A 26268-nucleotide genomic window follows, 5' to 3' on the forward strand; every position below is an offset into this window, starting at 1 on the left:
ATTCAACCCATGCTTTTATACAGCACCAAAAATAAAAACAACCAGGCCAGTCTGCAGGAAGCAGTAATGAAAGGATTGCCCGATGACAATGGTCTATACATGCCGGAGTATATCCCCCAGCTTGATCCAAAATTTATTCAAAACCTGAGTCAATATAGTTTTTTAGAGATTGCGCAAGAGGTTTGTACTACCCTTTTTGGAGAAACAATTCCACTTGCCGATCTAAAAAACATCCTGAAAAACTCGATGGACTTTCCAGCTCCGGTGGTAAAACTGGATGAGCAGAAGTACGTTCTGGAGCTTTTTCATGGCCCATCTTTGGCCTTTAAAGATTTTGGTGCCCGTTTTATGGCGCAACTGATGAGCTATTTTAATCGGGGAAATGATCGTGAGTTGACCATTTTGGTTGCTACTTCCGGGGATACAGGTGGTGCTGTTGCTGCGGGTTTTTATAAAACTCCGGGTATCCGGGTGGTCATCCTCTACCCTAGTGGCAAAGTGAGTATGCTCCAGGAAAAGCAACTGACTACTCTTGGCCACAATGTAAGTGCGCTGGAAATCAACGGCACTTTTGATGATTGCCAGGCGATGGTCAAACAGGCCTTTTTGGATGTAGAGTTGAATAAAAAGTTGCGCCTAAGTTCAGCCAATTCGATCAATATTGCCCGTCTGATTCCACAGTCTTTTTATTATTTCGAGGCATTCAAGCAGCTTTCAAAGGAGGGCGACCCTATTGTATTCTGTGTACCAAGTGGCAATTTCGGCAACATTACCGCTGGGTTGCTGGCCGCAAAAATGGGTTTACCTGTACATCATTTCATCGCTGCAACCAATGCGAATGATGTGGTCCCAGCTTATATTGAAACTGGGAGTTATAAAGCTCGCCCTTCTGTACGCACTTTATCCAATGCGATGGACGTAGGTAATCCATCCAATTTTGCCCGAATGCTCGATTTGTATTTGGGCTCGGATGAAAGTTCCACGTGGAACAATCTCAAAAAACAGATTAGTGGTTATGCTTTTGACGACGCAAAAACCGCTAAAATCATGCGAATGGTGGATCAAAAGTATGGATATACACTGGATCCTCATGGCGCAGTGGGCTATTTGGCATTGGAGGAATACCAGCAAGAACACCCCAACACCAGGGGGATAATTTTAGAGACGGCGCATCCGGCGAAGTTTTTGGATGATGTGGAAGAGATATTGGGGCATCAGATTGAGGTGCCGCAAAGGTTGGCTGAGTTGGCGGATAAGGAAAAAAAGGCGGATCGATTGGAGGCGGAGTATGGGGAATTGAAGGGGTGGCTGGAGAGGAATAGTTAGGAAAAAAGGAGAAGGTTTGAAGAAAAGGAGAGGCGATGTTCCACGTGGAACATCGCCTTTTTTGTGGCCATCTCCCTACTCTTTCCCCACGAATAAATTCGTGGGTTGAGGCAGTGGGGTGGCCTCCCACGGATAAATCCGTGGGTTGGCGGAGAAGCTTAAAACTAGAAACTAAGCTTAAAAAAGCAGATTTTCAATCATCAAGATCATCCGGCTCTAGGCCGTGGAGTTTGAGGAGTCGGTTGTATTCTTCTTTGAATTTGATTCTTTCGTGGTGTTTTTCCTGGTTGAGGATATAGGTTCGAACTTTATCAACTAAGGATTGGCTTACCGAAAAAGCGCCGTAACCTACCGACCACTTGAATTCACGATCAAACCAACCCTCCTTGTTGATCGTACTTGAACTTCCACCCTTACATTGATGGAGTAAAGTCGCAATACTTTTGGATGCATCCAACTGCAAAAGTATATGCACATGATCGGGCATTCCATTGATCACGTCCACAGTACATTTCTTTTTCCGCAGTTCTTTGCGGAGCAATTCATACATTTTAGGCTTGATATCAGGCGAGATAAAAGACCTCCGATACTTGGTGCAAAAGACGACATGCACCCACATCCTTACTTTAGAATGAGCCATAAAACAACAGCATTTTAGATTAAGAAACTATACCAATTCGAAAGGATGTGCAAAAAAATAGCTTTAACAGAAAGGCATATCATAAATAAAAGCACTCCAAATATACACCCTTCCCCTTAAAAACGCAACGCCAACCCACGGATTTATCCGTGGGAGGCCACCCCACCGCCTCAACCCACGAATTTATTCGTGGAGAGTTCGTGGGAAGTAGAAAAAACCAAAGCCCCATAATGTTCCACGTGGAACATCCCCCTTTTTTTAATCCACCTCTTTCGTATCTTTAAGCATCACAATCTTCATCATTTATTCTTTCAAAACCACACACTCGATGAAACCAAATACCACCAAAATCACACTTCTGCTTTTGGCTTTGGCATGGTGTGTTGCTCCAAGCTGGGGACAACAAACGCCCGACAAAAAAGACAAATTCAAACAGCTCCACGAAGAGCTACCCACTCCTACCCTCTACCGCAACGGTGCTGGTGGGCCCGGCCAACGCTATTATCAGCAACAGGCCGACTATATAATGAACATCAAACTCGACGATGAGAAGCAACGCATCTACGGCGAAGAAACCATCACCTATACCAACAACTCTCCGGATGTATTGGAATATCTTTGGTTGCAGTTGGACCAAAACCTGTTCGACGAAGAATCTGACACCTATTCCACCCGTCAAAGCACCATGAGTGAGCGCATGACTTTGCGTCAACTGGATGGATTCACCCCTACTTTTGACGGTGGTTTTAAACTTGATTATGTAAAAGATGCCACTGGTAAAGACCTCAAACATGCCGTGGTCAAAACCATGATGCGCATTGATCCAGCCTCTCCTATCCTGCCTGGAGGAAAATACACCTTCAAGATCAAGTGGTGGTTCAATGTAGTTGATCGTTTAAAACTAGGCGGTCGTTCTGGTTATGAATACTTCGCCGAAGACAAAAACTACCTCTACACCATTGCCCAGTTCTTTCCCCGCATGTGTGTATACGATGACATTGAGGGTTGGCAAAACAAGCAGTTCCTGGGTGGTGGTGAATTCACCCTGGTGTTCGGCAACTATGATGTCAGCCTGACTGTGCCCGATGACCATATCGTAGCCGCTACTGGTACACTACAAAACGCCAAAGATGTTTTGAGCAAAGAGCAAATGGCGCGCTTTGAAAAAGCCAAAACTGAGTATACCCATCCAGTAATTATTGTGACCGAAGCGGAAGCCCGCGAGAACGAAAAAGAAAAAGGCAAAGGAGAAAAAACCTGGCGTTTCAAAGCCGACAATGTACGCGACTTTGCTTTTGCTACTTCCCGTAAATTCATCTGGGATGCTATGTCGGTTAAGCAAGCCAATGGAAGCAGTGTCCTCGCCATGTCCGCTTACCCCAAAGAAGGCAACCCACTTTGGGGACAATATTCCACCAAAGCTGTAGCCCACACCCTCAAGTGGTATTCCAACTATACTTTTGATTATCCTTATCCAGCAGCCTGGTCCATCCACACCGATCAGATCGGGATGGAATATCCAATGATTTGCTTCAACGGCGGTCGCCCCGATAAAGACGGCACCTACTCCGAAAGAACCAAATATGGCATGATCAGTGTAATCATCCACGAAGTAGGCCACAACTACTTCCCGATGATTGTCAACTCCGATGAACGCCAATGGACCTGGATGGACGAAGGGCTCAACTCTTTTCTTCAGTTTCTGGCCGAGCAACAATGGGAGCGGGACTACCCTTCTCGCCGCGGACCTGCCAACAGCATTGTGCCTTACATGAAGATGGACAAAAAAATGTTGGAGCCCATCATGACCAACTCCGAACAGGTTTCCCAACTCGGCAACAATGCCTACGGAAAACCCGCCGCTGCATTGAACATCCTGCGTGAAACTGTATTGGGTCGAGAACTCTTCGACTACGCCTTTAAGATGTACTCCAACCGTTGGAAGTTCAAACACCCCGCGCCTTCCGATTTCTTCCGCACCATGGAAGATGCGAGTGGCATCGACCTCGACTGGTTCTGGAGTGGCTGGTTCTATACCTGCGACAATGTGGACATTGCCCTGGAGGATGTAAAATGGTACCGCCCCGACAGCAAAAATCCCGAGGTAGAAAAGACCCTGGCGCGCAAAGAACAAGAGAAGCAACCACGTAACATCAGCAGCATCCGCAACGAAAAAGAAATCGTCAAAACCCAGGAAGACATCGATCCAAGTTTGAAGGATTTTTACTCTTCTTATGACCCACTCCAGGTGACCATTCTCGACAAGGAAGATTACCAGAAATACTTCAACAGCCTGAGTGAGGAGGAGAAAAAAATCCTCAGCGCCAATAAAAATTACTACGAGATCAAATTCAAAAACAAGGGAGGATTGGTCATGCCACTCATCCTGCGTTTTGATTTTGCTGATGGGACTTTTAAAGAGTTCCGCATCCCAGTAGAAATCTGGCGCCTCAACAACGAGGAAGTCACTAAGGTGTTCACCACCGAAAAAGAGGCAGTACAAATCTCCCTCGATCCTTACCTCGAAACTTCGGATGTGGACATGGAAAACAACTACTTTCCAGCCAAGCCACAAATGAGCCGTTTTGAGTTGTTCAAAGGTGCTGGTGGGCGTTTGCCATTTATGGAAGCTGGGGAAAATCCAATGCAGAAAGCGAAGAAGATGCAAGGGAAAAGCAATGGATCAAACTAAATAAATCCAAGTAAGAGAGTATTGGGAATACCCTGTACTCTCTTTTTTGCATTAAATTAAAAACAATATATACACTTATTGATTTACCTATACTGCTAGACCACATTTTATCTACCTTTGTCAAAAGTTTGAACACTCCCCTACTTGTTGTGTTCTACCTCCCATCAACCCTTCAACAATGCAAAACCACTATCGCAATCCACTCCTGCGCATGGCACCAGACTATGCTTTTTCGGGCGACATCCATTGGCAGAGTCCGTCCAATATTGCCATTGTCAAATATTGGGGCAAACACGGACAACAACTCCCCCGCAATGCCTCGATCAGTTTTACCTTACAGGCTGCCTATACCGAAACCGAACTGAGCTACAGCCCGCGTACTCAGGAGGGTGGTGACATTGCATTGGATTTTTATTTTGAAGGCCAGGCCCAGCCTGCCTTTGCCCAAAAGATCAACAAGTTTTTGAGTGAATTGGCAGCCAGTGAAATCATGCCTTTTTTAACCCAGTTTCAATTGAGCATTCATTCTTCCAATTCCTTTCCCCACTCAGCGGGCATTGCCTCCTCCGCTTCCAGCATGAGTGCGCTGGCCTTGTGCCTGTGTACGATGGAGCAGGAATTGTTTGGCACCTTGAATAGCCCTGCTGAATTTTTCCGCAAAGCATCTTACCTCGCCCGTTTGGGTTCGGGTAGTGCTTGCCGCTCTTTGTATCCCGTAATGGGCGAATGGGGCACCCTGGAAAAACTCGCAGGCAGCACCGACCTCTGGGCCAGCCCTTGTGCCGATTGGGTTCACCCCGTTTTCCACACTTACCACGACGATATCCTGATTGTGAGCAAAGGTGAAAAAAGTGTATCCAGCCGTGCCGGCCATCAGCTGATGGAAGGCAACCCATACGCCGCAGCCCGTTACCAACAGGCCAACGACAACATGGCCAAATTGGTCGATGTGCTTAAAGCCGGAGATGTACATGCCTTCGGTGAAATCGCTGAACTCGAAGCACTCACCCTCCATGCGCTGATGATGAGTTCACAGCCACCCTACCTGTTGATGAAACCCAACTCTCTGGCGATGATTGAAAAAATCCGGGAGTACCGCAACGACACCAACCAGCCACTCTACTTCACCCTTGATGCCGGTCCCAACTTACATTTGTTGTATCCTGCTGAAATTGCCGAGCAAGTTGCTCCGTTTATAGAGTCGGAACTATTGCCACTCTGTGAGGAAGGGAAAATGATTCGGGATCGGGTGGGTAATGGACCGATAAAATTTAGTTGAGAAGTTTAGGAGTTGAGAAGTTTAGGCTACCGCAGCGTTTTTAACGAAGACCTTGTCTAAGCCGCTGCGATAGCCTCAACTTCTCAACCCCTCAACTCCTCAACCATTCTTTGGATTTCGTTTTTCCTCGCTAATTGATTACGAATGACTTTTGTCGGAATTTGTGCAAAAAGCGATAAAGTATATATCTTTGCCCACTGAATTCGGTAAAGAGTTCGAACCAAATTTAAAACTAATTTGTAATGGCGGATCTTTTTCAGAAATTATTAGACAACCGCGGTCCATTGGGACAATATGCAGCCTTGGCGCACGGCTATTATGCATTCCCCAAGCTTTCGGGTGAAATCGGTAGCCGCATGATCTTTCAAGGGAAAGAGCGCATTGTTTGGAGCTTGAACAATTACCTGGGCTTGGCCAACCATCCGGAAGTTCGGAAGGCAGACGCCGAAGCCGCCGCGGAGTGGGGGATGGCGTACCCGATGGGGGCACGCATCATGTCGGGTGAAACGCCTTACCACGAACAATTGGAGCAAGAGCTGGCCACCTTCGTTGGAAAGGAGCGCGGCTTGCTGATCAACTTCGGCTACCAGGCCGTAGTCTCTATCATTGATTCTGTACTCAGCCGCCACGATGCGGTCGTATACGACAAAGACAGCCACGGCTGTATTTACGATGGGGTTCGTTTGCACATCGGCAAACGTTTTCCTTTTGAACACAACGACTTCGAAAGTTTCAAGAAGCAACTCGAACGCGCACAGGAACACGTCAAAGAAACTGGCGGGGGTATCCTCGTGATTTCTGAAGGTGTATTCGGCATGCGTGGCAATCAGGGTATCCTGAAGGAAATTGCTTCCATGAAAAAAGAATACGGTTTCCGTTTCTTTGTAGACGACGCTCACGGTTTTGGCATGCTGGGTAAAACGGGAGCTGGTGCTGTTGAAGCACAAGGTGTCACCGACGACGTTGACCTTTACTTCAGTACCTTTGCCAAATCGATGGCTTCCATCGGTGGTTTTGTGGCTGGAGACAAAGACATCATCGACTACCTGCGCTACAACATGCGTTCGCAGATTTTTGCCAAGTCCCTACCGATGCCCATCGTGATTGGCGCATTGAAGCGTTTGGAACTGCTGCGTACCCGTCCCGAGCTGCGTGAACAACTCTGGCACATCGTAAATCGCCTGCAAGGTGGTCTGCGCGCCATGGGCCACGACCTGGGTACCACCAACAGCTGCGTTACTCCCGTGTACCTCAAGTGTTCCGTGGATGAAACGGGTAACCTGGTAAAAGACCTGCGTGAAAACCACGGCATCTTCTGCTCAGTGGTGATGTTCCCGATGATTCCGAAGGGCATGATCCTGCTGCGTTTGATTCCTACTGCTGCACATACCGATGAAGATGTAGATCTGACGCTGGCGGCTTTCAAAGACATCAAAGAGAAATTGGAGGCAGGTGCTTATGTACAAAAATTGGAGGCAATTGCGGATATGCGGTAATTGGCTTTTTGAATGATATGATCAATAACCCCTGGGGTAAGTTCGCTTGTTCCAGGGGTTTTGTTTTTTGACCTTCGGCAGTAGCATCTGAGGCAATTCTTATGGTGCCTGCGGTTTCTCTTAGGTGTTAAAGAACACTTTTTTCACCACCTAAGAAACCACAGACACTATAGATGTCACCTTAGCTATAAGCCCTCATGCAACTCCTCCCCATTATTCCGCACCGAATTCACCGTATCCGACACTTGATACATCTTCAACAGCCCATCAGCAGGCACATGCAACATCTCCTCAATCAGCGCCGGGTTTCGTTCTTCCAGCCACAATTGTCGTGACTCCCGATCAGGCAGCACCAGTGGCATCCGATCATGAATCGGCATCATCTCCGCATTAGGACCAGTCGTAATGATGGAAAAACTGTGGATAACTTTTCCTTCGCCACGCCAGGTTTCCCAAATTCCGCCCATGACCAGTAACTCGCCTTGCGCTGGAAGAATCCGAAAAGGCGTTTTGTCTTTGCCCTCCTTTTTCCACTCATAAAAACTATCCGCCAACACCAAACAACGCCTTTGACGAATAGCATTGCGAAAAGCCGGTTTTTCTAGCACCGTTTCAGCCCTGGCATTGATCATCTTGCCGCCCATTTTGGGGTCTTTGGACCAGGAGGGAATCAGTCCCCATTGGAACAATTGTAATGCTCCCGGTGCCTGGTTGCTGACAATATATGCTCGTTGGGTAGGGGCAATATTGTAGTTGTACTGGAGTTCATCGTCTTCTATCTCTAGTGTAGTACCCAGTTCAGCCTCCAGTTTGGCTTTGGATGTGGAAAAAGAATAGCGTCCGCACATACCGATGCAGTTTGGTGATTGTTGAGCTGTGGAAAAATAAATCAAAAAAGTTACCAACAAGGGCTTTTTTAGGTTTTGCCCTAAAACCTTGATAGAATGCATTTTAGTTCAAAACGTTTTCCACCTCAATTTAGTGGAAAAGCGTCAGTTTAGCCCCTACTTATGCACACTCGTTAACATCTGGTCTTTAGAAATAAAGTTATCCCCATTCTCTACAGCGTTTTCCTTACGCTATGCCCGAAAATGAGTTGCCCACCAACGGCTCGTTCACAATCTCGTCAAAAAAAGTTATTCCGTTAACAAGTATTCGGGGCATTGTGGACAAAAGTCCGAACTACTTGATTAGGCTCACTTTCGCCTGTTGGTTTGTTGTGTATAAGCGTAATCAAAATCTTAACAATGAGATAACCTCTAGTTAACCCATTTTTTTCTCCACATACTAACACTGCTGATGATGAACCTGATTAGTCTTTTAATTTAAAATCATTTTATTTAATCATAGGGCGGCTTCGGCTGAAAAAATTTGCCAAAAAAAAGCGCTTATCTTTGTTCGAGAAAAAAAACAAAAGAATGTCAAGCGCAACTGCTTCCTCAAAGTCTGCTGCATTTATTTATCCCAAAGCCGTTCAGGTTTGGCTAATGATTGGGGTTTTTATGGTGTTTATGCAAGTGGTGATTGGTGGTGTGACCCGCCTTACGGGCTCCGGGCTTTCGATCACCAAGTGGGAAATTGTAACTGGCACTTTACCACCGTTGAACGCGGCACAATGGCAAGAAGAATTTGAAGAATACCAAGCAACGCCCCAGTACCAAAAAATCAACGAAGGCATGAGCATGAGTGAATTCAAGTTCATCTACTTCTGGGAATATTTCCACCGGCTGTGGGCTCGCTCAATGGGTTTTGTCTTTTTGATCCCCTTTTTGTTTTTTTATTTCAAAGGCTGGATTGACCGCGCCTTGCTCCGGCGTCTAGGTGTCGTGGTTTTACTTGCAGCGTTGGCAGCTTCCTTCGGTTGGATCATGGTTGCCAGTGGTTTAGTCAATCGCCCCTGGGTAAATGCCTACAAGTTAACTTTACATTTGTCCATTGCATTGGCGGTATACAGTACCTTATTCTGGACTTTGTTGACAACTTTCACCAGTTATCCACAAGTTATCCACACGGTTTTGTTAAAAAAGTGGGGATTGTGGATAGCAATCCTACTAGGTGTACAAATTGTATTAGGAGGCATTATGTCGGGGATGAAAGCGGGGCTTTTTTACCCAACCTGGCCTCAAATGAACGGTGAATGGATCCCCTCCGTGGTCTTGCAAGGTAGTGAATGGAACAGCCTCAATTTCATACACTACGACCGTGGCCCCTTCATGTCAGCCTTGGTACAACTCATGCACAGGAGCTTGGCTTATGCGCTGGTTATCATTGTTTTATGGTATTTTTACAAAGCCATGACCAATGCGCCCCAAGGCCCCTTCCGGAGAGCTCTTCCTCTACTTCCCACAATGATTTTTATACAAGTTTTGTTGGGAATTTTTACCTTGTTGTACTGTAAGGGAACGGTGCCTGTTGGCCTCGGTGTTTTCCACCAAGCTGGAGCCTTAGTACTCCTTACAATTATCCTTTTCCTTAATTATCACCTGCGCCTGGACGCAAAAAAGTGAAAATGTGGAAAACTTTGTGGAAAACTTTTTTTAATGTTAATTATTTGCGAAGATGCCCGTTTTTTGGTTGGATGATCAATCCTTGGAATTTCCAGCACCAGAACTAGCTACCCCTGAAGGAATTCTGGCGGTGGGTGGTGATTTGTCTCCAGCGCGTTTATTGGAGGCTTATGCCGGGGGTATCTTTCCTTGGTTCAATGAAGGTGATCCTATTTTGTGGTGGTCACCGGATCCTCGTTTTGTTTTGTTTCCCGATGAATTGGTAGTGTCTAAAAGTATGCGGCCCTATTTCAATCAAAAGAAATTTCAGGTCAGTTTCGACCAGGATTTCGAAGGAGTCATGCGCGGCTGCCAGCAATCCAATCGAAATGGTCAATCGGGAGACACCTGGATAACAGAAGATATGATCCAGGCTTATGTTCAAGTCCACCAACTGGGCTATGCCCATTCTGTGGAAGTGTGGCAGGAGGGAAATCTCGTGGGTGGTTTGTACGGGATATCCCTGGGGAAAATCTTTTTTGGAGAATCGATGTTTGCCCGGGTGAGTAACGCTTCCAAGTTTGGCTTCATCACCCTGGTACAAAAACTACGTGAAAAAGGTTTTACCCTGATTGATTGTCAACAACAAACCCAACACCTGGGCAGCCTCGGAGCCAAGCCAATTAGCCGCAAATCTTTTTTGAATTACCTACAGGAAAATAAAAAGCTGAAGACTTTAACAGGCTCTTGGACACAAGTTCTCGCAGAATAATTTATTTTAGCCTCAGAAACTCAAAGCTTCTCATCAACTCGCTACGTTTAGAACCTATCCTCTCCCAAAGGCTAAATGATGCAATAGATTCTGTAAACAATTTAACGTTGTAACTAAAAGATTCCGAAACGCTATGCTGATTCGACTGCTCTCGCTTTTACTTCCGCTGTTGTTGCTGGCTTTTGTAGTGCCCAGTACTGAAGGTATTTACCCCAAGGATTTTTTTGCCGCGCCAGTGAGTGGCCCATTGCGACTTTCAGGTACTTTTGGTGAATTACGACCAGACCATTTTCATTCTGGTATCGACATCAAGGGGGGCTTAGGCGTGCCCATCTATGCTGCGGGTGACGGCGAGGTGTACTGCATCAAAATCAACCCTGGAGGATATGGTAGCGTGATGTACCTTCGGCACCCCAATGGGTATACCACCCTGTACGCCCATTTGAGTGGCTTTTCACCGGAGTTGGCCAAATACATTGAAGACAAGCAGTATGCAGCGCAGCAGTTCGCTGTCGAATTGTACCCCGAAACGGGGCGCTTTCCGGTTAAAAAAGGCCAGCTGATTGCCAAAATGGGCAATACTGGCCATTCCTTTGGTCCACACCTCCATTTTGAAATTCGGGAAACCGCGACCGACCGATCCATCAATCCATTGTTGTTTGGATTACAGGTACTGGACAACACCCCGCCCCGGGTGCACGAACTGAAAATTTACCAAATTGCCGAAAACAACCAATTGGCCGAAACCCGCCGGGTTCCCCTGCTGTTCAAAAACACCCAATACGGCGTAACTGGCGATACCCTTAAAGTCAAAACCAAACAAGTGGGCCTGGCCATCAAAGCCTACGACCACATGGATGGCGTGAACAACTGGAATGGCATTTATACACTTGACCTGCTGGTTGACGACAAACCTGTTTATCATTTTGCGGTGGAAAAACTTGATTTTTCAGAAACCCGCTACATCAATGCCCATGTTGATTATGAAGAAAGGGTATCGCGCAATTCTTATTTCCATCGTTGTTTCTTATTGCCCGGCAATGGTTTATCTATGTACAATCAGGTGCTGGAAAATGGCAAATTCAACATTGCGGAGAAACAAACCCGCAAAGTGAACATCGTCGTCAAAGATGTAGCTGGCAATACTGCACGTACTCAGTTTTGGGTCAAATTGGACACTGCGTTGGTGAAAGCCACCGCCCGTCAATACAACTACCTTTTGCCATACAACTTACCGAGTGCCATTCAAACCAGCGATGTGAAAATCCATTTTCCGGAAAAGATTTTTTACGAAGATTGTTACCTCCAATACAGCGTAGTGCCGGAACGCTCGGCCAACGTTTTTTCCAAAGTCCATATTCTCCACAACACCCGTACCCCCGTGCACAGTTTTTACAGCATAGCGCTCAAACCCATCAAATTGCCAGATTCACTTCGGCACAAAGCCTTTGTGGCCTATTGCAACAGCAATGGTCGGGTAACCAATTACGGAGGGAAATGGCAAGCGGATGGTAGCCTCAAGGCTGACGTACGTACCCTTGGAGAGTTTTGTATCAAAATTGACACGGTTCCACCAACCATTACCCCTGAGCGATTTACGCCAGTATTGTCCAAAGTGAACTCCATCTCATTTCGGATTAACGACAATTTTGGCAATGCCGGTAGCATGCCAGGTTTGACTTACCGTGCTGAAATTGATGGACAATGGGTGTTGATGGATTATGATGAAAAATACGATCGCATTACCTATCGCTTTACGCCGAGGGTAACACCTGGCGCTCATGTTTTTCACCTGGAAGTGTCGGATGGGATGGGAAATAAACGGATTTGGGAGAAAAATTTTACCCGCTGATGGGTTGAACCTAGACTGGGCTTTTTTGTTCTGGTGCAAGTAGAGACGCACGGCCGTGCGTCTCTATATAAAACCACCAAAAAAGAGAGAGCATGTTAAAAGTTGGAGACCAAGCACCGGATTTCACTGCTGTGATTCAAACTGGCGAAACCATTTCATCAAAGGATTATTTGGGCAAAAAATTAATCCTGTTCATTTATCCCGCATCCAATACGCCCAGTTGTACAGCTGAAAATTGCAGCTTGCGCGATGGCTACAGTGAGTTGAAAGCAAAAGGTTACACTTTACTTGGAGTTAGCCCGGATTCAACTAAAAAGCAACAGAATTTTATTCAAAAGTTTAACCTGCCTTTTCCCTTGATTGCCGACACAGATAATGAGGTGATCAAAGCTTTTGGCGCCTGGGGCGAAAAACAAATGTATGGGAAAACCTATGATGGCGTTTTGCGTAGCACGTTCATCATTGACGAAAAAGGGGTGATTGAACGGGTAATTGACAAAGTTGTCACTAAAAACCATGCCGAACAAATACTAGGAGCAGGGGAATAAATGTAATTTTGCCCGCATTCAACAATTCTCCTAGCCGCTTCCCTTTACGGGTTGGCTAAAACAAAACACATGAAGCCAACACTTCTGATACTGGCTGCGGGCATGGGCAGTCGATACGGTGGACTCAAACAAATCGATGGCGTAGGCCCAAACGATGAAATACTTCTGGAATATTCCATTTATGATGCCTTGCAAGCCGGGTTTGGCAAAATCGTATTTGTGATCCGCAAAGACATTGAGGCGGCATTTATGGAAAAAATTGGCAACAAAATTGCCGAGGTAGCCGAGATTGATTTTGTGTACCAGGAATACGATACGCCCATCACAGGAGTGGATGCATTCCCCGCGCGGGAAAAACCATGGGGAACCGGCCACGCTATTTTGGTTGCTTACGAAACCATCAAGGAACCTTTCGCCGTGATCAACGCCGATGATTACTACGGGGTTGATGGTTTCCGTTCCATGGCGCGTTTTTTGACCAGTGACTGTGCGCCCGAACATTTTTGCATGATTGGTTATGTATTGGCCAATACCCTTTCCGAAAATGGCTTTGTGTCTCGGGGTGTTTGTGAAGTAGACGCCAATTTCAAATTGTTGAGCGTAACGGAGCGCACCAAGATTGGCCGGGAAGCAGATGGACAAATCTGCTATGAAGAAGCAGGTCAAAAAGTAGCCTTGCCGGACGAGACCTATGTATCCATGAATTTTTGGGGCTTTCATCCCAGCATATTTGAATCGTTGCGCAAGGATTTTGTGCAGTTTGTCCAGGACAATTGGGAAAAACCCAAGGCTGAATTTTACATTCCCACCGCGGTCAACAACATGATGAACCACCAGGGGCTGAAGGTCAGTTTACTGCCAAGCCAAGACCTTTGGTACGGAGTAACCTATCAGGAAGATCGAGGTACCGTATCCCGAGCCTTCCAGCAATTTATTGCCGAAGGGCGTTATCCAGAACAATTGTGGGCGTAGGCCCATCCAATCGATCGCAACATGCCATTCTCCACCGTTTTTGACTACTTCGGTTTTCCGGAGGGCCTTCAACTCGCGCCACTCGGCAGCGGCAACATCAATGACACTTGGCTTGGTACTTCAGTGCAAGGTGAAAAACTGGTGTTGCAACGCATCAATACCATCGTTTTTCCCTATCCGGATCGGATAATGCACAATTACCGGGTGGTTTTGGCGCATTTGCGCAGCAAAAATCTCAATCTGGAATTGCCAGGTTTGCTTCCCGGCATTGATGGGCAGGGCTATTTATTTGACGAAGAAGGAAACTGTTGGCGTGCTGTGGATTATTTGGCGGGCAGTGTTGCAGTCGAACATGCCGAAAATCCCCAACAAGCCCAACAAGCGGCGGCTGCAGTGGGCACCTTTTTAAATGGCCTGGCCGACCTCGATCCACAATTGGTGCAGGATACCCTACCTGGGTTTCATGATAGCTTGAGCCGCTTTCAACAGTTCCAAAAAGCAGTTGAACAAGATGCGGCGGGGCGCCTTGCTGAAGTGCGCGATGAGGTAGCCTTTGTGCAAAAAGAAGCGAGGGTTTTTCAACACATTCATGATCTGGGTTTGCCCTTAAGGGTTGTACACAATGACCCCAAAATTGCCAATGTGCTTTTTGATGCCCATAGTGGCGAGGCCATAGCAGTGATTGATTGGGATACTATCCAGGCGGGTAGCATTTTGTCGGATTTTGGAGATATGGTGCGCAGTATGACGCCTACTTTTTCGGAAGACGAAGCGGATGTGAATAAAGTGGAAGTGGTTTTGCCTTTGTTTGAAGGTTTGGCGAGTGGTTTTGTGCCCAAAATTCAATCCGCCTTGACCCCGGTTGAAAAAGACCATCTTTTGCAAGGCGCTTTTTGGATCATCCTCGAACAAATGATGCGCTTTTTAGGTGATTACCTCAACGGGGATGTGTATTACAAGGTGCGTTACGCCGAGCACAATTTGGTGCGGGCGCGGAATCAACAGGCTTTGTACCAGTCTATCCAAAAGCGAGAGGATGAATTGCAGGCGATTTTGAAGCGGTATTGCTAAACCACGATTCGTAAAGAATAGCCACAAAAAAACAAAGGCACTAAGCCCCATGGAGTCTTAGTGCCTTTGTGGCAAAATAATTTGACCCTTTCGGGTTTATCTTAATAAGCCTTGGCAAACAATACCCGCCGCTGTGAAGGCTTGCCTGTCAAAACACAGACGCCATCTTCAGCTACAGCATCCAATGGAATACAACGGATGGTTGCTTTGGTCAATTCTTTGATTTTTTCTTCCGTTTCGGTAGTACCGTCCCAGTGCGCAGAAATGAACCCTGGAATATCGCGGTTGATAACAGCTTCAAACTCTTCGAAGGTCTCAACTCTGGTGATATTGGCATCCCGCATGGCTTTGGCACGATTGAAAAGATTGGCCTGAATTTCCACCAACAGATCTTCAATGTACTGCTCAATGCCTTCCAGTGGCTGTTGCATTTTTTCCTTGGTATCGCGGCGGGCTACTTCGACCTGTCCATTGGCCAAATCGCGTTCGCCAATAGCCAAACGAATCGGAATACCATGCAATTCATGCTCTGCAAACTTAAAGCCTGGGCGTGTTTTTAAGTCAGTATCGTATTTGACCCGAACGCCTTTGGCTTTCAAACCCGCCATTACTTTTTTAGCCACCTCATCGATGGCAGGAGTAGGTTTAGGGATTGGGATGATCACCACCTGCGTAGGTGCAAGTTTTGGTGGGATCACTAAGCCATCGTCGTCGGAGTGCGTCATGATCAAGCCCCCCATCAGACGAGTTGATACCCCCCAGGAAGTAGCCCAAACAAATTCCTGTTGGTTGTTTTCATTCGAGAATTTGACATCAAATGCCTTGGCAAAATTCTGACCCAAGAAGTGGGAAGTACCTGCTTGCAGAGCCTTACCATCTTGCATCAAAGCCTCGATGCAGTAGGTTTCTTCTGCTCCGGCAAAACGTTCGTTGGCGGTTTTGATGCCCCGAATCACTGGCATTGCCATGTACTCCTCGGCGAAAGTGGCGTAGATGTCCAGGATGCGCAGTGTCTCTTCTTCGGCTTCCGCTTTGGTGGCATGTGCGGTATGCCCTTCTTGCCATAAAAATTCGGTGGTCCGCAAAAACAAGCGGGTCCGCATTTCCCAACGCACCACGTTGGCCCATTGGTTGATCAGCAAGGGCAGGTCGCGGTAAGAGTTGATCCAGGTGCGGTAAGTATCCCAAATGATGGTTTCAGAAGTAGGGCGTACAATCAGCTCTTCTTCCAATTTGGCCGTAGGGTCTACCACTACACCGCTGCCATCCGGCGCATTCATGAGGCGGTGGTGGGTTACGACTGCACATTCTTTAGCAAAGCCATCCACGTGTTGGGCTTCTTTACTCAAAAAACTTTTGGGGATGAACAAGGGAAAATAAGCATTGACGTGTCCGGTTTCTTTGAACATTTTGTCCAGTTGATCCCGAATGTTTTCCCAAATTGCAAAGCCATGAGGCTTGATGACCATACAGCCGCGAACCGCTGAATTGTCGGCCAGATTGGCTCGTTTTACGATGTCGATGTACCAGTCGGAATAATTCTCAGCCCTGGAAGTAATCTCTTTTGCCATATTTTGCCAAAAATTTGTATCTTAACACTTGTTAAAGCGTCAAAAAATAAACTTTAACGCCGTGCAAGCTACACTTTATCATTCTTTTAACAACAAGTGTGGCGCAAAAGTAATAATTTCGATGTTGTAAATAACGTGACTATGACATCAATAATTCCGCAAGCAAAACTTTTAAATATGAAATTGCTGATGAAACTTACCATGTTGCTGTTACTCTTTGGGGTTAGCGCTACTGCTGCACTCGCTCAATACGACGATGTGTACTATGATCCTGAACGAAACAACAACCGCACCTACACAGAACGTCGTCAGGTTCAACCCAAAACTACTCCCGCTCAAACCGAGGAGTACACTTATGATGAGAACTACGACGACGAGGAATATGATTACTACTACACGTCCCGTATCCGCCGTTTTCACCGGCCTTATGCTGGGTTCAATTATTTTGACCCCATCTATGTAGATGCCTACTATTACGATGCATTTGCACGTCCTGGTGTAACGGTCTTGATTTACGATGATCCATTTGGGTATTACGGATTCAATCGTTTCAACCGATTCAACCGCTGGAACGGTTGGGCTTATGGTGGCTGGAACCGGTTCAATCGCTTTAACAGTTGGAACTCCTGGGGGAATTACGACCCATATTGCATGTGGAGTAACCCTGGTTTGTCCTTTGGCTTCGGTCGTTGGAACAGCTTTGGTTTCAACAATTGGAACTCTTTCGGCAATGGTTTTGGTGGTTCTTATTGGGGTAATAGCTGGTTCAATACGCCTACCTGGGGCAACAACTACTATTACAACAACATCAACTATTACACCAACAATCAGAACAACGACAACAACCGCAACGTTTATTACGGCCCCCGTACAGGCGGCGGCGGGGTTGGTACCCAACCAGGCATCGACAATCCAAATGGTCGTTCACCTCGTTTCACCGATTCAGACATCAAGTCGAATCCTGGAACAGTTCGCCCAGACTATAGCGGTGGCCGCAAATTGGATGAAGCTCCTAGCTACGATCGTGATCGTACGGTACCTGGTAATGGGAACCCAAGAGTGAATACGGATCCAAACCGTGAAGTCCTTGGTACACCAAACACCACCGATCGTTACCGCGATGCCCGCGAAAACCTCAACCGCCCGAGCAACGAAACCCGTCGCCCAGAAACAGCTGATCCATTCAGCGGTGGCCGTCGGATCGATAACGGCAACAACGGTGCTCGTACTTACACGGACGATCGCCAGAACCTGCGCCCAAACACTACGCAGGATCCATACAATAGCCGGCCACGTTCATACGAGCCTGCTCCACGTTCAACGGACAACAGCTCTTTGGAGCGTTCGCGGACTTACACCCCGGATCGTTCTTATGAGCGCAGCCGCAGTACCGACACCTACAGTGCTCCACGGAACAGCAGCCCTTCAAACAGTGGTAGTGGTTACTCAAGACCTAGCTATGACTCTGGTCGCTCCAGTGGGTTCAACAATTCTGGCTCTAGCTCTGCCCCACGCAGCTTTGATGGCGGTGGTAGTCGGCCAAGTGCTGGTGGTTCCAACCCAAGCCCAAGTAGCTCTGGTTCTTCTGGTTCCTCTTCTTCGGGAGGTCGGAGTTCTTCTTCGGGAGGTCGCCAAAATTGATACAAACCTAAAGAAGTATTGAACCACTAGAAATTGGTTCAGGTACACCTTATAATATGGAGGTGGAGATCGGGTTAGCTGGTGTCCACCTTTTTTTATCCTCGTTTTTAAAAAAGAGATGTATGAAATGTAATTCGCAAACCCGCAATGTAGCGTGGAGTGTGATCTTTTCGCTAATGACCACTGGGCTCTTCGCTCAAAACGTAGGCGATGCAGTTCGTTATTCCCAATTTGAAGTAGGAGGCACTGCACGCAATGTCGGGGTAGGCAACACCATGGGTTCCATTGGGGCAGACATGTCGGCTTTGGTGAGTAACCCGGCAGGGTTGGCTATGTTCCGGCGTTCGGAATACACCATAACTCCCGCCGTTTTGTCTACCAACACCAGCTCAAGGTTGTTGAGTGGCAAAGGTAATGCTGCTTTGTCAGATACCCGGACTGCATTTAACTTGCACAATTTCGGTGTTGTTTTTGCAACCAAGCCTTTATCTGCCAATTGGACCAACCTCAATTTTGGCATTGCCGTCAATCACCTGGCTAACTTTAACCGGGCCTTTACTTTTCAAGGCCGTTCCCAAGGGTCTTTGTCCCAACGTTTTCAAGAATTGGCCAACGGTGGAGAAGGAGTAGATGGTTTTGAAACAGGATTGGCCAATGAGGTCAGTTCGATTTATGACTTCGATCCAGCAGATGGCATTTACGATGTAGATTACGACTTAAATCCTAAAGCAAATTTGAGTCGGGGGCAGACCATGTTCAGTCGGGGTTCTTTGTCCGAGGTCAGCTTTTCATTTGCGGGAAACTACAACGATAAATTTGCCTTTGGTATCTCATTAGGAGTTCCCATGGCAAATTACTCTGTAGAAAAAATTTACACCGAGCGGGACGATAGCACCGCTGCGGGTGGGGCGATACCTTATTTCAGCGACTTGAGATACAGTGAGCAGTTGAGAACCTCAGGTACGGGCATCAATGGCAAGATTGGGATCTTGATCAAACCCAACCAAGTATTACGCTTGTCAGCAGCCTTGCATACCCCAACGGTTTATGCCTTCAACGACGATTATACCAACAATCTGGAAAACAATTATTACGAAGACCGTCGGGAACAAGGGGCTTTTTTAGGATCTGAAGCCACTAGGGAAGGGACTTTTGAATATACCCAATCTACACCTTGGCGAATCTTTTTGGGGGCTGGGTTGATAGTGGGTAAAAGAGGTTTCATCAGCACCGAAGTGGAACACGTCGATTATGCCAACAACAAATTTGGCTATGATGAGTACCCCGAAGCACAGGACGAAATCAACGATAAAATTCGAGGACAACTCCGCCCCGTGACCAATGTGCGCATTGGTGGCGAGCTGGTGTTTGATGCACTGCGCTTCCGGGCAGGTTATGGCATTTTGCCTTCGGTTTTCCAGAATGATGATACCCGGAGTACGGTGATCAGCGCCGGGATTGGTTACCGCAAAGATGAGTTTTTCCTGGATATGGCTTATCGGCACAGCACCATTACGGAGACTTATTACCCATACATCACCACAAATGCGCCCTTGCAGGAAGTGGAGAATAAGTATACTATAGGCAACGTGGTGTTTACCTTGGGCGTGAAGTTTTAATTTTTTTGTTGAGAAGGTTGAGAAAGTTGAGGCTACCGCGAGCGACTTCTCAACCTTCTCAACTTTTTCTCAATACCTTTCCCAATCTACCAATTCCATCCCCTTTTTGGCAACAGCTTTGCCCTTGCGCTCTTGGGTGCAGTAATTGGTGTCTCTCAGGATTTCAAAAAGTTCTTTTTCTTGCCGCCATACGCCCGACCAGTATTCCCGCCCGTTTAGGGTGTAAATTTCGATGTCGGCTAATTGCAAACCTTGCTTATTCAACTCCGCATTTTTGGTAAAAAAGGCATCCTGCGAAAGGGAGCGGAAAAAAGCGTGACTATCAAAACCGGGGGTAAACACCCCAGCCCAAAGTCGTTTTTGACCAGTCCAGTAGGTTTTAAAATCAATCAAGCGCAGGTTTTTTCGATTCAGCTCTTCGTATTTTTTCTGAAAAGCTTCGGCTTCTAGTTCAGTTACCAGGGTTGCTTTGTTTTCGTTTTGGGTCACGACGCCTGACCATAAGCGTTGATTGCTGGCGATGTAGGTTTCTAGGTCAATCAGGTGCCATCCCGTTTTGGCGAAAGCATTGACTTTTAGCTGAAAACTGTCGAGGTTTTGATGGGCGATAAATTGGGAGGTAGGGACGTGTTGTTGGAAAATGGCATCCCAACGCCGTACATTTTTTTTGTCGAGGTAGGCGTCGGCATCCACCAGGTTGTAGCCATATTTACTGAGGTGTTTGACTTCGGCTTGAAACTGGCGCGAGCCGTACCCTTTTCGAACCATTTGGTGTTTTGGGCCTTCTTGCCAGATGCCGAGGTAGCGGTAGTTCGACTTGTTTTTGGTATTGCAATTGCGCACATATTCTTTTTCCTCTTCAGGCTCGATGCCCATTTCTTTGAGCACTTTTAGTGCGATGAGTTCGGGTTCGGCCCATTCGGAATTGCACATAACCCCTACACCAATCTTTTTTTCAGGGTACATGATGAAGATGGTCCGGGTTTTGTTTTGGCTGCCCGCATGGCCTACCCGCAGGTCTTTACCTTCACCGCGTACATCAAAACCATAGGCATAATCCGCATCGGGTTGTTTGCTCCACAAGAGTTCATAGCTTTCTTTTTTCAGCAGTTTACGCTGCATCAATGCAATGATGTAATTGCCCAAATCGCCAATGGTAGATTGAAAACCACCCCCCGACAATTTCCAGCTCACATCGTCGTCCTTACGGGTTTGGATGTCACAATCGCCATCCAGGTAATAGCCTGAAACCTCGTTGGGATTGTTGTTGAAGATGTAATCAGGCTCCAGCGTAGTCATTCCAAAGGGCTTGCGAATCAATTCATTGACCAGGCCCAGGTACCCAACACCCAAACTGTTGCGGCCAATTTGATCCAAAGTGGCGCCCGCCAGGATAAATCCAAAAGTAGAGTATAAAAAACGTTCACCTGGCTGAAAATCCAGCGGCGCTTCCCGGAAAATGTCGACGGTTGCTTTGGCATTAAAGGTGTCGCGAGAGGGATAATTCAACAATCGTTTGCTCCAGTCAGGATACAAACGAGTCATTTCGGTGTAATGCCCGAGGCCACTGCGGTTTTGCAGCAAGTATTTGAGTTTGACCATGGGATAAGGGTACTCCGGCAAATAGGTGGAGACAGAACTTTCCAGGTCTACCAGTTTTTCTTCCTGGAGTTTAAAAGCCAGCAAAGCCGTGAGGGATTTAGACATGGAAGCCCAACGAAAAACAGATTCACTGGTAACTGGCTTGAGGTTTTCCCAATCGGAGTAACCAAAACCTTTATTGTAAATAATTTTTTCATCCTTTACCACCGTGACGGCCATACCGATGATCTCTTGTTCGCTGCGTTGTTGTTCGATCACCGTATCCAGGCGATAAAACAGGCTACTGTCTCTGCCAAAGAGCCGCAACTGTGCATGGCTTTGCAAGGAGCTCAGCACAATCCAACAAATCAGGAAGGCGATTTTAGGGAAATAATGAAGGTAGTGCATTGTTCGTTTGGGTTTTGAAGGCAAAAGTACAAAAGACTTGAGAAGAAGAGGGCTTGAGAAGTTGTGGGTTTTTAATTAGCTTTGGTATTTTGGAGCTTGTTTATTTTGTATGCGACAACTTGATAAATTTCGGATTTATTACAATCATACCATTCACCCCGAACTCATGCGTATGGAGCGCAAGCGGGTTCGCCTCTTGCGTTTGTTGATTTTTTCGGGGATATTGCTGCTTGCCGTAGTGTTGTTTGAGTTCTATGTCAATATTTTGCTGTTCACCATGGTGCTGGCCATTCCCATTGTGTTCTACCTGATTTTTTTGAGTTATCGGATTCGTAAATTTTTACAGACTTTCAAACCGCACGTGATGAAATTGGTGCTCAACTTTTTGCAAGAAGAGCCCAATATTGGCCAGTTGACCTACGAACCGGAAAAATCACTGGACAAGGGAACGTTTTTTGCGAGTAAACTTTTTGCCTGTACACCAGTAGTTTTTGAGGGAGAAGATTTCATCGAAGGACGGGTGGGTGAAATGGATTTTGAAATGTGTGAATTGTTGGTGGAGGAAAATGCGACCATTGGAACGGGCTTACAAAACGTATTCAAAGGAATTTTTTTACACGCCATTTTTCCGGAGGAGACCTACGGGCAAGTGGCCTGTTGGCCCAGGCATTTAAAGCATTACTTTTTGCGTTCAATTAAAGAATTTACTTGGTTGAACGCCCATAACATGGATGATGAAATTCTGTATGAGCCCTTCCAGGAAATGTTTGTGACCTATGCCTCACTCAATACCCATGTGGCGGGCATTCTTTCCGAACCCATGCAGGAAGCCATTGTTGCCTACTGTCAGGCCACCGGCAAAGAGTTGTATTTTTCATTTTTGGGTAAACACATTTTTCTTGCGGTTACGGAGCCCCGCAACGTGATGGAACCTTACATTTTTCGCTCCAACTTAAGTTTTGAGCTAATCCGTAGTTTTTTGGAGGATGTGTCCCTCTTATTGGCAATAGTTGAAGATTTTGATAAAACGCATTAAATGAAAAGAATATTCACCGCTGTTGTTTTGGTTTTGGGTTTGATCCTGTCGGGATATGCCCAAAAAAATATGGAACTGATCCCTCAGGAAAAATCCCTGATTTGGGAGATCAAAGGTAAAGGCTTGAATCAGGCCTCCTTTTTGTACGGCACCATTCACATGATTGGCAAAAAGGATTTTTTTCTCACCGATGGTACCAAAAAGTCTTTTGACCGGGCCAAACAGGTAGCGTTTGAAATCGACATGGAAGAAATGAGTGACATTATGTCGCTGTTACCTCTGCTGATGCAATCGTTTATGAAAAACGATACTACACTGCAAGACTTATTCAGCAAGGAGGAATATGAACTGGTTAAAGACCATTTTGATAAAGCTGGTTTGCCCATGTTATTTTTGAACCGCATCAAACCCATGTTTCTTTCGGCTCTGGATCCCAGCGCCATGACGGGGGGAGATGGTGGAAAAAAAGAAGACATTGTTTCCTACGAAATGGAGTTTTTGGAGATGGCACAGTCTCAAAAAAAGCCAGTAGAGGGACTCGAAACGGCCGCTTTTCAAATGAGTATGTTCGACAGCATTCCTTATCGGGCCCAGGCACAAATGTTGTTGGAGAGCATCAAATCCGGTTCGGATGCCAGCGACACGCAATTTGACCAATTGGTCGATTTGTACAAAAAACAGGACATCCAATCCATGCAAACCATGATGGGGGAAGATGATGCTACCAACAACTACAATGACCTCCTCCTCGTCAACCGCAATCGAAAATGGATACCCGTTATGGAAAAAATGATGCAGGACAAAGCCACTTTTTTTGCGGTGGGTGCCGGGCATCTAGGGGGCGCTCAAGGGGTAATTGCACTGCTGAGGGCCGCTGGGTATACCGTGGAACCGGTCAAGTAGAGACGCACGGCCGTGCGTCTCTCTATACGAGCACGGCCGTGCACTCTGAATCGGATTTTATGTCAAAAAAGCACGGCCGTGCGTCTCTACCGCGCCAGATTCTCCTGCCAAATCTAAAACTGATCAATCTTTCTCCGATTTTGGTGTGTAGTACTGAGAAAAATCAAGCTAAGGTTTGACATCACTCAATGCCCGATTTTTTTTCTGCGGGTAATTTGGAGCTTGAAACCAGTTCAGGTTCCTTAAAACACGCAGCCATGTCTACTACCACTGCCGTAGAAAGTGTACAATCAGCAAACAGCGCTTTTGAACTCAATTATTTGCTGGCCGCTTTGGAAATGGGCAAAGCGGATGAAAGTGTATTGCGTTATATGCAATTCATGGCGCAAGCATTGCCCCTCAAGGCACTCACCTTTGTGCATGTACTGCCCAAAGTAGATTTGTATGTGACCGACCTCAATCAAAACATGAAGCACTTGTTTGACAATTTTCAGCACCAGGATGAGGTGCAAAAAAACATGGAACAAGAAGTGCTCAAATACCTGGATGAAAACGATGGCCCCAAAGTGCATTACTCCACCCGGCAAGGAAATCCACTGGAAGAAGTACTCCAGGAAGCCCGGCTTTCCGGTGCCGATTTGCTGGTAGTAGGCCAGCGATCTGGAACAGGGAATCACGGCATTCTGGCGCGTAATTTGGTGCGGAAATCCACTGGTAATTCCCTAATCGTACCTGAGCAAAGTAAAGCTCAACTCAAAACCATTGTAGTCCCGGTCGATTTTTCACCCTACTCCTTACGGGCATTGAAAGCAGCAATTGCACTCAATAAACAACTCGTGGAAAAAGCCAAAATCATTTGTGTGAATGTATTTGAGTTGCCAGCCGTATTCTCGTACAAAGTGCGCAATTCTTACGAAGCGCTCAAGGTGGTGATGGAAGAGGATCGCAAAGCTGCTTTTCAGGATTTTATCAACACCTATGCCAAAGATGAGGCGATTGAAATTGACCTGATTGAACAAGGTTATGGCAATGTTGGCGCTTACTTGCTCCAGTATTGCGAAGACAAAAAGGCAGATTTGATCGTATTGGGTGCCAAAGGACATTCCAAAGTTGAGTTGTTACTTTTGGGCAGTGTGACCGAAAAACTGCTGATGCTGAATCAAAACATTCCAACTCTAGTGGTTAAATAGCGTTTGGGGGTTTCCCTCCTAAGCTCTACATTTGTGTCAAAAATTGACGCTATGCGCCCTATATTTTTGTACACGCTTGGTTTGTTGATGCTGATTTTTTCAAGCGTAGCTTGTAAAAACGAAAAATCCAAAGCGGCGATAACCCAGGTTGACCTGGATGGAACGGACTGGGAGTTTTACATGATCGAACAGTCTGGGAAAAAAGAAACCACCCCTCCTGGGTTAAAAATCAACTTGGCCTTTTTGGAAGGTAAGTTGACCGGCAATGCTTCCTGTAATTCCTACTCGGCGCCCTATACCCTCGATGACGGCAAACTTACCGTAGGTGATGTGGTGGCAACCGAAAAATATTGCGACAATGAAAATTGGGATGCCCGCTTTGTGAGTGCGGTCAAACAGGCTAACGAATGTGAGGTAGCTGGCGAGTTGCTGACCATTAATTGCAAAAATGGCATCAAATTGCATTTCGAAAAGAAAACCATCGCCAGCATTGCCGATATTCAGAACCAGGAAACGGCTGATATGGATCAATTGCTCCGTTTGTTTCCCAACCTGGCACCCAACCAAATGCACTTGTTCAGCATTTTAAAGGGAACAAATATTGATGCTTATCCTTTTATTGGCGAGACGGTTGAGTTCAACATGTACAACCTGTTTGACCCCACCAGTGCCTCAGTATTCCAGCAAGCCTATCGTCTCGGCGCCTACGCCATTGGCAAAATAGGTGATTTGTACATCCTCCGGGTTCCCGGGAATAAAGGCTCAAATTCCATCACCATGTACCGGCTGAGAGAAGGTAAAATGATGGTTGAAATGCCCCTCGCCCTGGCCAACGACGAACCATCGGTCAACATCCAGCAGGATGCCTGGCTTAAAGACCTGAACAACGACGGAAAAATTGAGGTGATTGTACGCCAAATCAGTGCGCCACAAGGGGGGATTGCCCAGGATGTATTGCGGGTATTTGTACAGGCAGCGGATGGTTCCTTTCAACCTTCCTTGGGGACGAAGTTGAAGCCAGAGGATTATCCTATGGCGAATTTGAGGTAAGAGTAGCACAGGCTTCAGCCATCTTGAATTTAAATAGCACAAAGGAAAAAAAGAGAGGACACAAAGGACACAAAGCGAAGCGTCGTCAACGTCTAACTTTGTGTTCTTTGTGTCCTCTTTTTTTCCTTTGTGCTA

Annotated in this window: 20 protein-coding genes; 16 read left to right on the top strand and 4 right to left on the bottom strand. The window is 46.5% G+C overall.

What is annotated here, in order from left to right; translation table 11 throughout:
- Window positions 1–9: 9 nt before the first annotated feature.
- Complete coding sequence (thrC, locus tag ACO08K_RS15310; protein WP_421797276.1) at window positions 10–1326, top strand: threonine synthase; 1317 nt, start codon at window positions 10–12, stop codon at window positions 1324–1326.
- A 193-nt stretch (window positions 1327–1519) separates the two neighbouring features.
- Here the strand turns inward: thrC and tnpA are convergent, their stop codons facing one another.
- On the bottom strand, window positions 1520–1966 hold the full coding sequence (gene tnpA, locus ACO08K_RS15315) for an IS200/IS605 family transposase (RefSeq protein WP_421797277.1): 447 nt from the start codon (window positions 1964–1966) through the stop codon (window positions 1520–1522).
- Window positions 1967–2294: 328 nt separating this feature from the next.
- On the opposite strand from tnpA, the gene ACO08K_RS15320 reads away from it, so the two are divergent.
- The 3 genes from ACO08K_RS15320 (at window position 2295) to ACO08K_RS15330 (ending at window position 7433) form a co-directional block, all read left to right on the top strand.
- Window positions 2295–4658 (top strand): M1 family metallopeptidase, encoded by a 2364-nt coding sequence (locus ACO08K_RS15320; RefSeq protein ID WP_421797278.1) that lies wholly within the window; start codon window positions 2295–2297, stop codon window positions 4656–4658.
- Window positions 4659–4836: 178 nt separating this feature from the next.
- On the top strand, window positions 4837–5937 hold the full coding sequence (locus ACO08K_RS15325) for a diphosphomevalonate/mevalonate 3,5-bisphosphate decarboxylase family protein (RefSeq protein ID WP_421797279.1): 1101 nt from the start codon (window positions 4837–4839) through the stop codon (window positions 5935–5937).
- A 242-nt stretch (window positions 5938–6179) separates the two neighbouring features.
- Window positions 6180–7433, top strand: a complete 1254-nt coding sequence (locus tag ACO08K_RS15330; protein WP_421797280.1) for an aminotransferase class I/II-fold pyridoxal phosphate-dependent enzyme — start codon at window positions 6180–6182, stop codon at window positions 7431–7433.
- Between the two features lie 185 nt (window positions 7434–7618).
- Here ACO08K_RS15330 and ACO08K_RS15335 read toward each other — a convergent pair whose 3' ends face one another.
- Window positions 7619–8281: an SOS response-associated peptidase gene (locus ACO08K_RS15335; protein WP_421797281.1), complete on the bottom strand. Its 663-nt coding sequence runs from the start codon at window positions 8279–8281 to the stop codon at window positions 7619–7621.
- 570 nt (window positions 8282–8851) lie between these two features.
- On the opposite strand from ACO08K_RS15335, the gene ACO08K_RS15340 reads away from it, so the two are divergent.
- The 6 genes from ACO08K_RS15340 to ACO08K_RS15365 all read left to right on the top strand — a co-directional run bounded on the left by ACO08K_RS15340 (window position 8852) and on the right by ACO08K_RS15365 (window position 15134).
- Window positions 8852–9940 (top strand): COX15/CtaA family protein, encoded by a 1089-nt coding sequence (locus ACO08K_RS15340; protein WP_421797282.1) that lies wholly within the window; start codon window positions 8852–8854, stop codon window positions 9938–9940.
- A gap of 52 nt (window positions 9941–9992) precedes the next feature.
- Window positions 9993–10691 (top strand): leucyl/phenylalanyl-tRNA--protein transferase, encoded by a 699-nt coding sequence (gene aat / locus ACO08K_RS15345; protein ID WP_421797283.1) that lies wholly within the window; start codon window positions 9993–9995, stop codon window positions 10689–10691.
- A 133-nt stretch (window positions 10692–10824) separates the two neighbouring features.
- Complete coding sequence (locus tag ACO08K_RS15350; RefSeq protein WP_421797284.1) at window positions 10825–12543, top strand: M23 family metallopeptidase; 1719 nt, start codon at window positions 10825–10827, stop codon at window positions 12541–12543.
- Window positions 12544–12635: 92 nt separating this feature from the next.
- A complete protein-coding gene (gene bcp, locus ACO08K_RS15355; protein ID WP_421797285.1) occupies window positions 12636–13091 on the top strand; it encodes a thioredoxin-dependent thiol peroxidase in 456 nt (151 codons plus the stop codon).
- Window positions 13092–13160: 69 nt separating this feature from the next.
- On the top strand, window positions 13161–14063 hold the full coding sequence (locus ACO08K_RS15360; RefSeq protein WP_421797286.1) for a nucleotidyltransferase family protein: 903 nt from the start codon (window positions 13161–13163) through the stop codon (window positions 14061–14063).
- 21 nt (window positions 14064–14084) lie between these two features.
- The gene (locus ACO08K_RS15365; RefSeq protein ID WP_421797287.1) at window positions 14085–15134 is read left to right on the top strand and encodes a phosphotransferase enzyme family protein; all 1050 of its coding nucleotides are present in this window, start codon (window positions 14085–14087) and stop codon (window positions 15132–15134) included.
- A gap of 101 nt (window positions 15135–15235) precedes the next feature.
- On the opposite strand, the gene proS is transcribed toward ACO08K_RS15365, so the two are convergent.
- Window positions 15236–16705, bottom strand: coding sequence for a proline--tRNA ligase (gene proS, locus ACO08K_RS15370; RefSeq protein ID WP_421797288.1), 1470 nt, complete (start codon window positions 16703–16705; stop codon window positions 15236–15238).
- A 177-nt stretch (window positions 16706–16882) separates the two neighbouring features.
- On the opposite strand from proS, the gene ACO08K_RS15375 reads away from it, so the two are divergent.
- Window positions 16883–18346: a hypothetical protein gene (locus ACO08K_RS15375; protein ID WP_421797289.1), complete on the top strand. Its 1464-nt coding sequence runs from the start codon at window positions 16883–16885 to the stop codon at window positions 18344–18346.
- Between the two features lie 122 nt (window positions 18347–18468).
- Entirely contained in the window at window positions 18469–19965 is a 1497-nt protein-coding gene (locus ACO08K_RS15380) for an OmpP1/FadL family transporter (protein ID WP_421797290.1), read from the top strand.
- Window positions 19966–20034: 69 nt separating this feature from the next.
- On the opposite strand, the gene ACO08K_RS15385 is transcribed toward ACO08K_RS15380, so the two are convergent.
- The gene (locus ACO08K_RS15385; protein WP_421797291.1) at window positions 20035–21954 is read right to left on the bottom strand and encodes a serine hydrolase domain-containing protein; all 1920 of its coding nucleotides are present in this window, start codon (window positions 21952–21954) and stop codon (window positions 20035–20037) included.
- A gap of 109 nt (window positions 21955–22063) precedes the next feature.
- Here ACO08K_RS15385 and ACO08K_RS15390 point away from each other — a divergent pair, with 109 nt between their 5' ends.
- The 4 genes from ACO08K_RS15390 (at window position 22064) to ACO08K_RS15405 (ending at window position 26133) form a co-directional block, all read left to right on the top strand.
- On the top strand, window positions 22064–22990 hold the full coding sequence (locus tag ACO08K_RS15390; protein WP_421797292.1) for a DUF3137 domain-containing protein: 927 nt from the start codon (window positions 22064–22066) through the stop codon (window positions 22988–22990).
- Window positions 22991–23893, top strand: a complete 903-nt coding sequence (locus ACO08K_RS15395; protein ID WP_421797293.1) for a TraB/GumN family protein — start codon at window positions 22991–22993, stop codon at window positions 23891–23893.
- 257 nt (window positions 23894–24150) lie between these two features.
- A complete protein-coding gene (locus ACO08K_RS15400; protein ID WP_421797294.1) occupies window positions 24151–25083 on the top strand; it encodes a universal stress protein in 933 nt (310 codons plus the stop codon).
- 51 nt (window positions 25084–25134) lie between these two features.
- Window positions 25135–26133 (top strand): META domain-containing protein, encoded by a 999-nt coding sequence (locus tag ACO08K_RS15405; protein WP_421797295.1) that lies wholly within the window; start codon window positions 25135–25137, stop codon window positions 26131–26133.
- Window positions 26134–26268: the final 135 nt, after the last annotated feature.

Source organism: Haliscomenobacter sp. (assembly GCF_965225875.1).
Classification (GTDB): Bacteria; Bacteroidota; Bacteroidia; order Chitinophagales; family Saprospiraceae; genus Haliscomenobacter.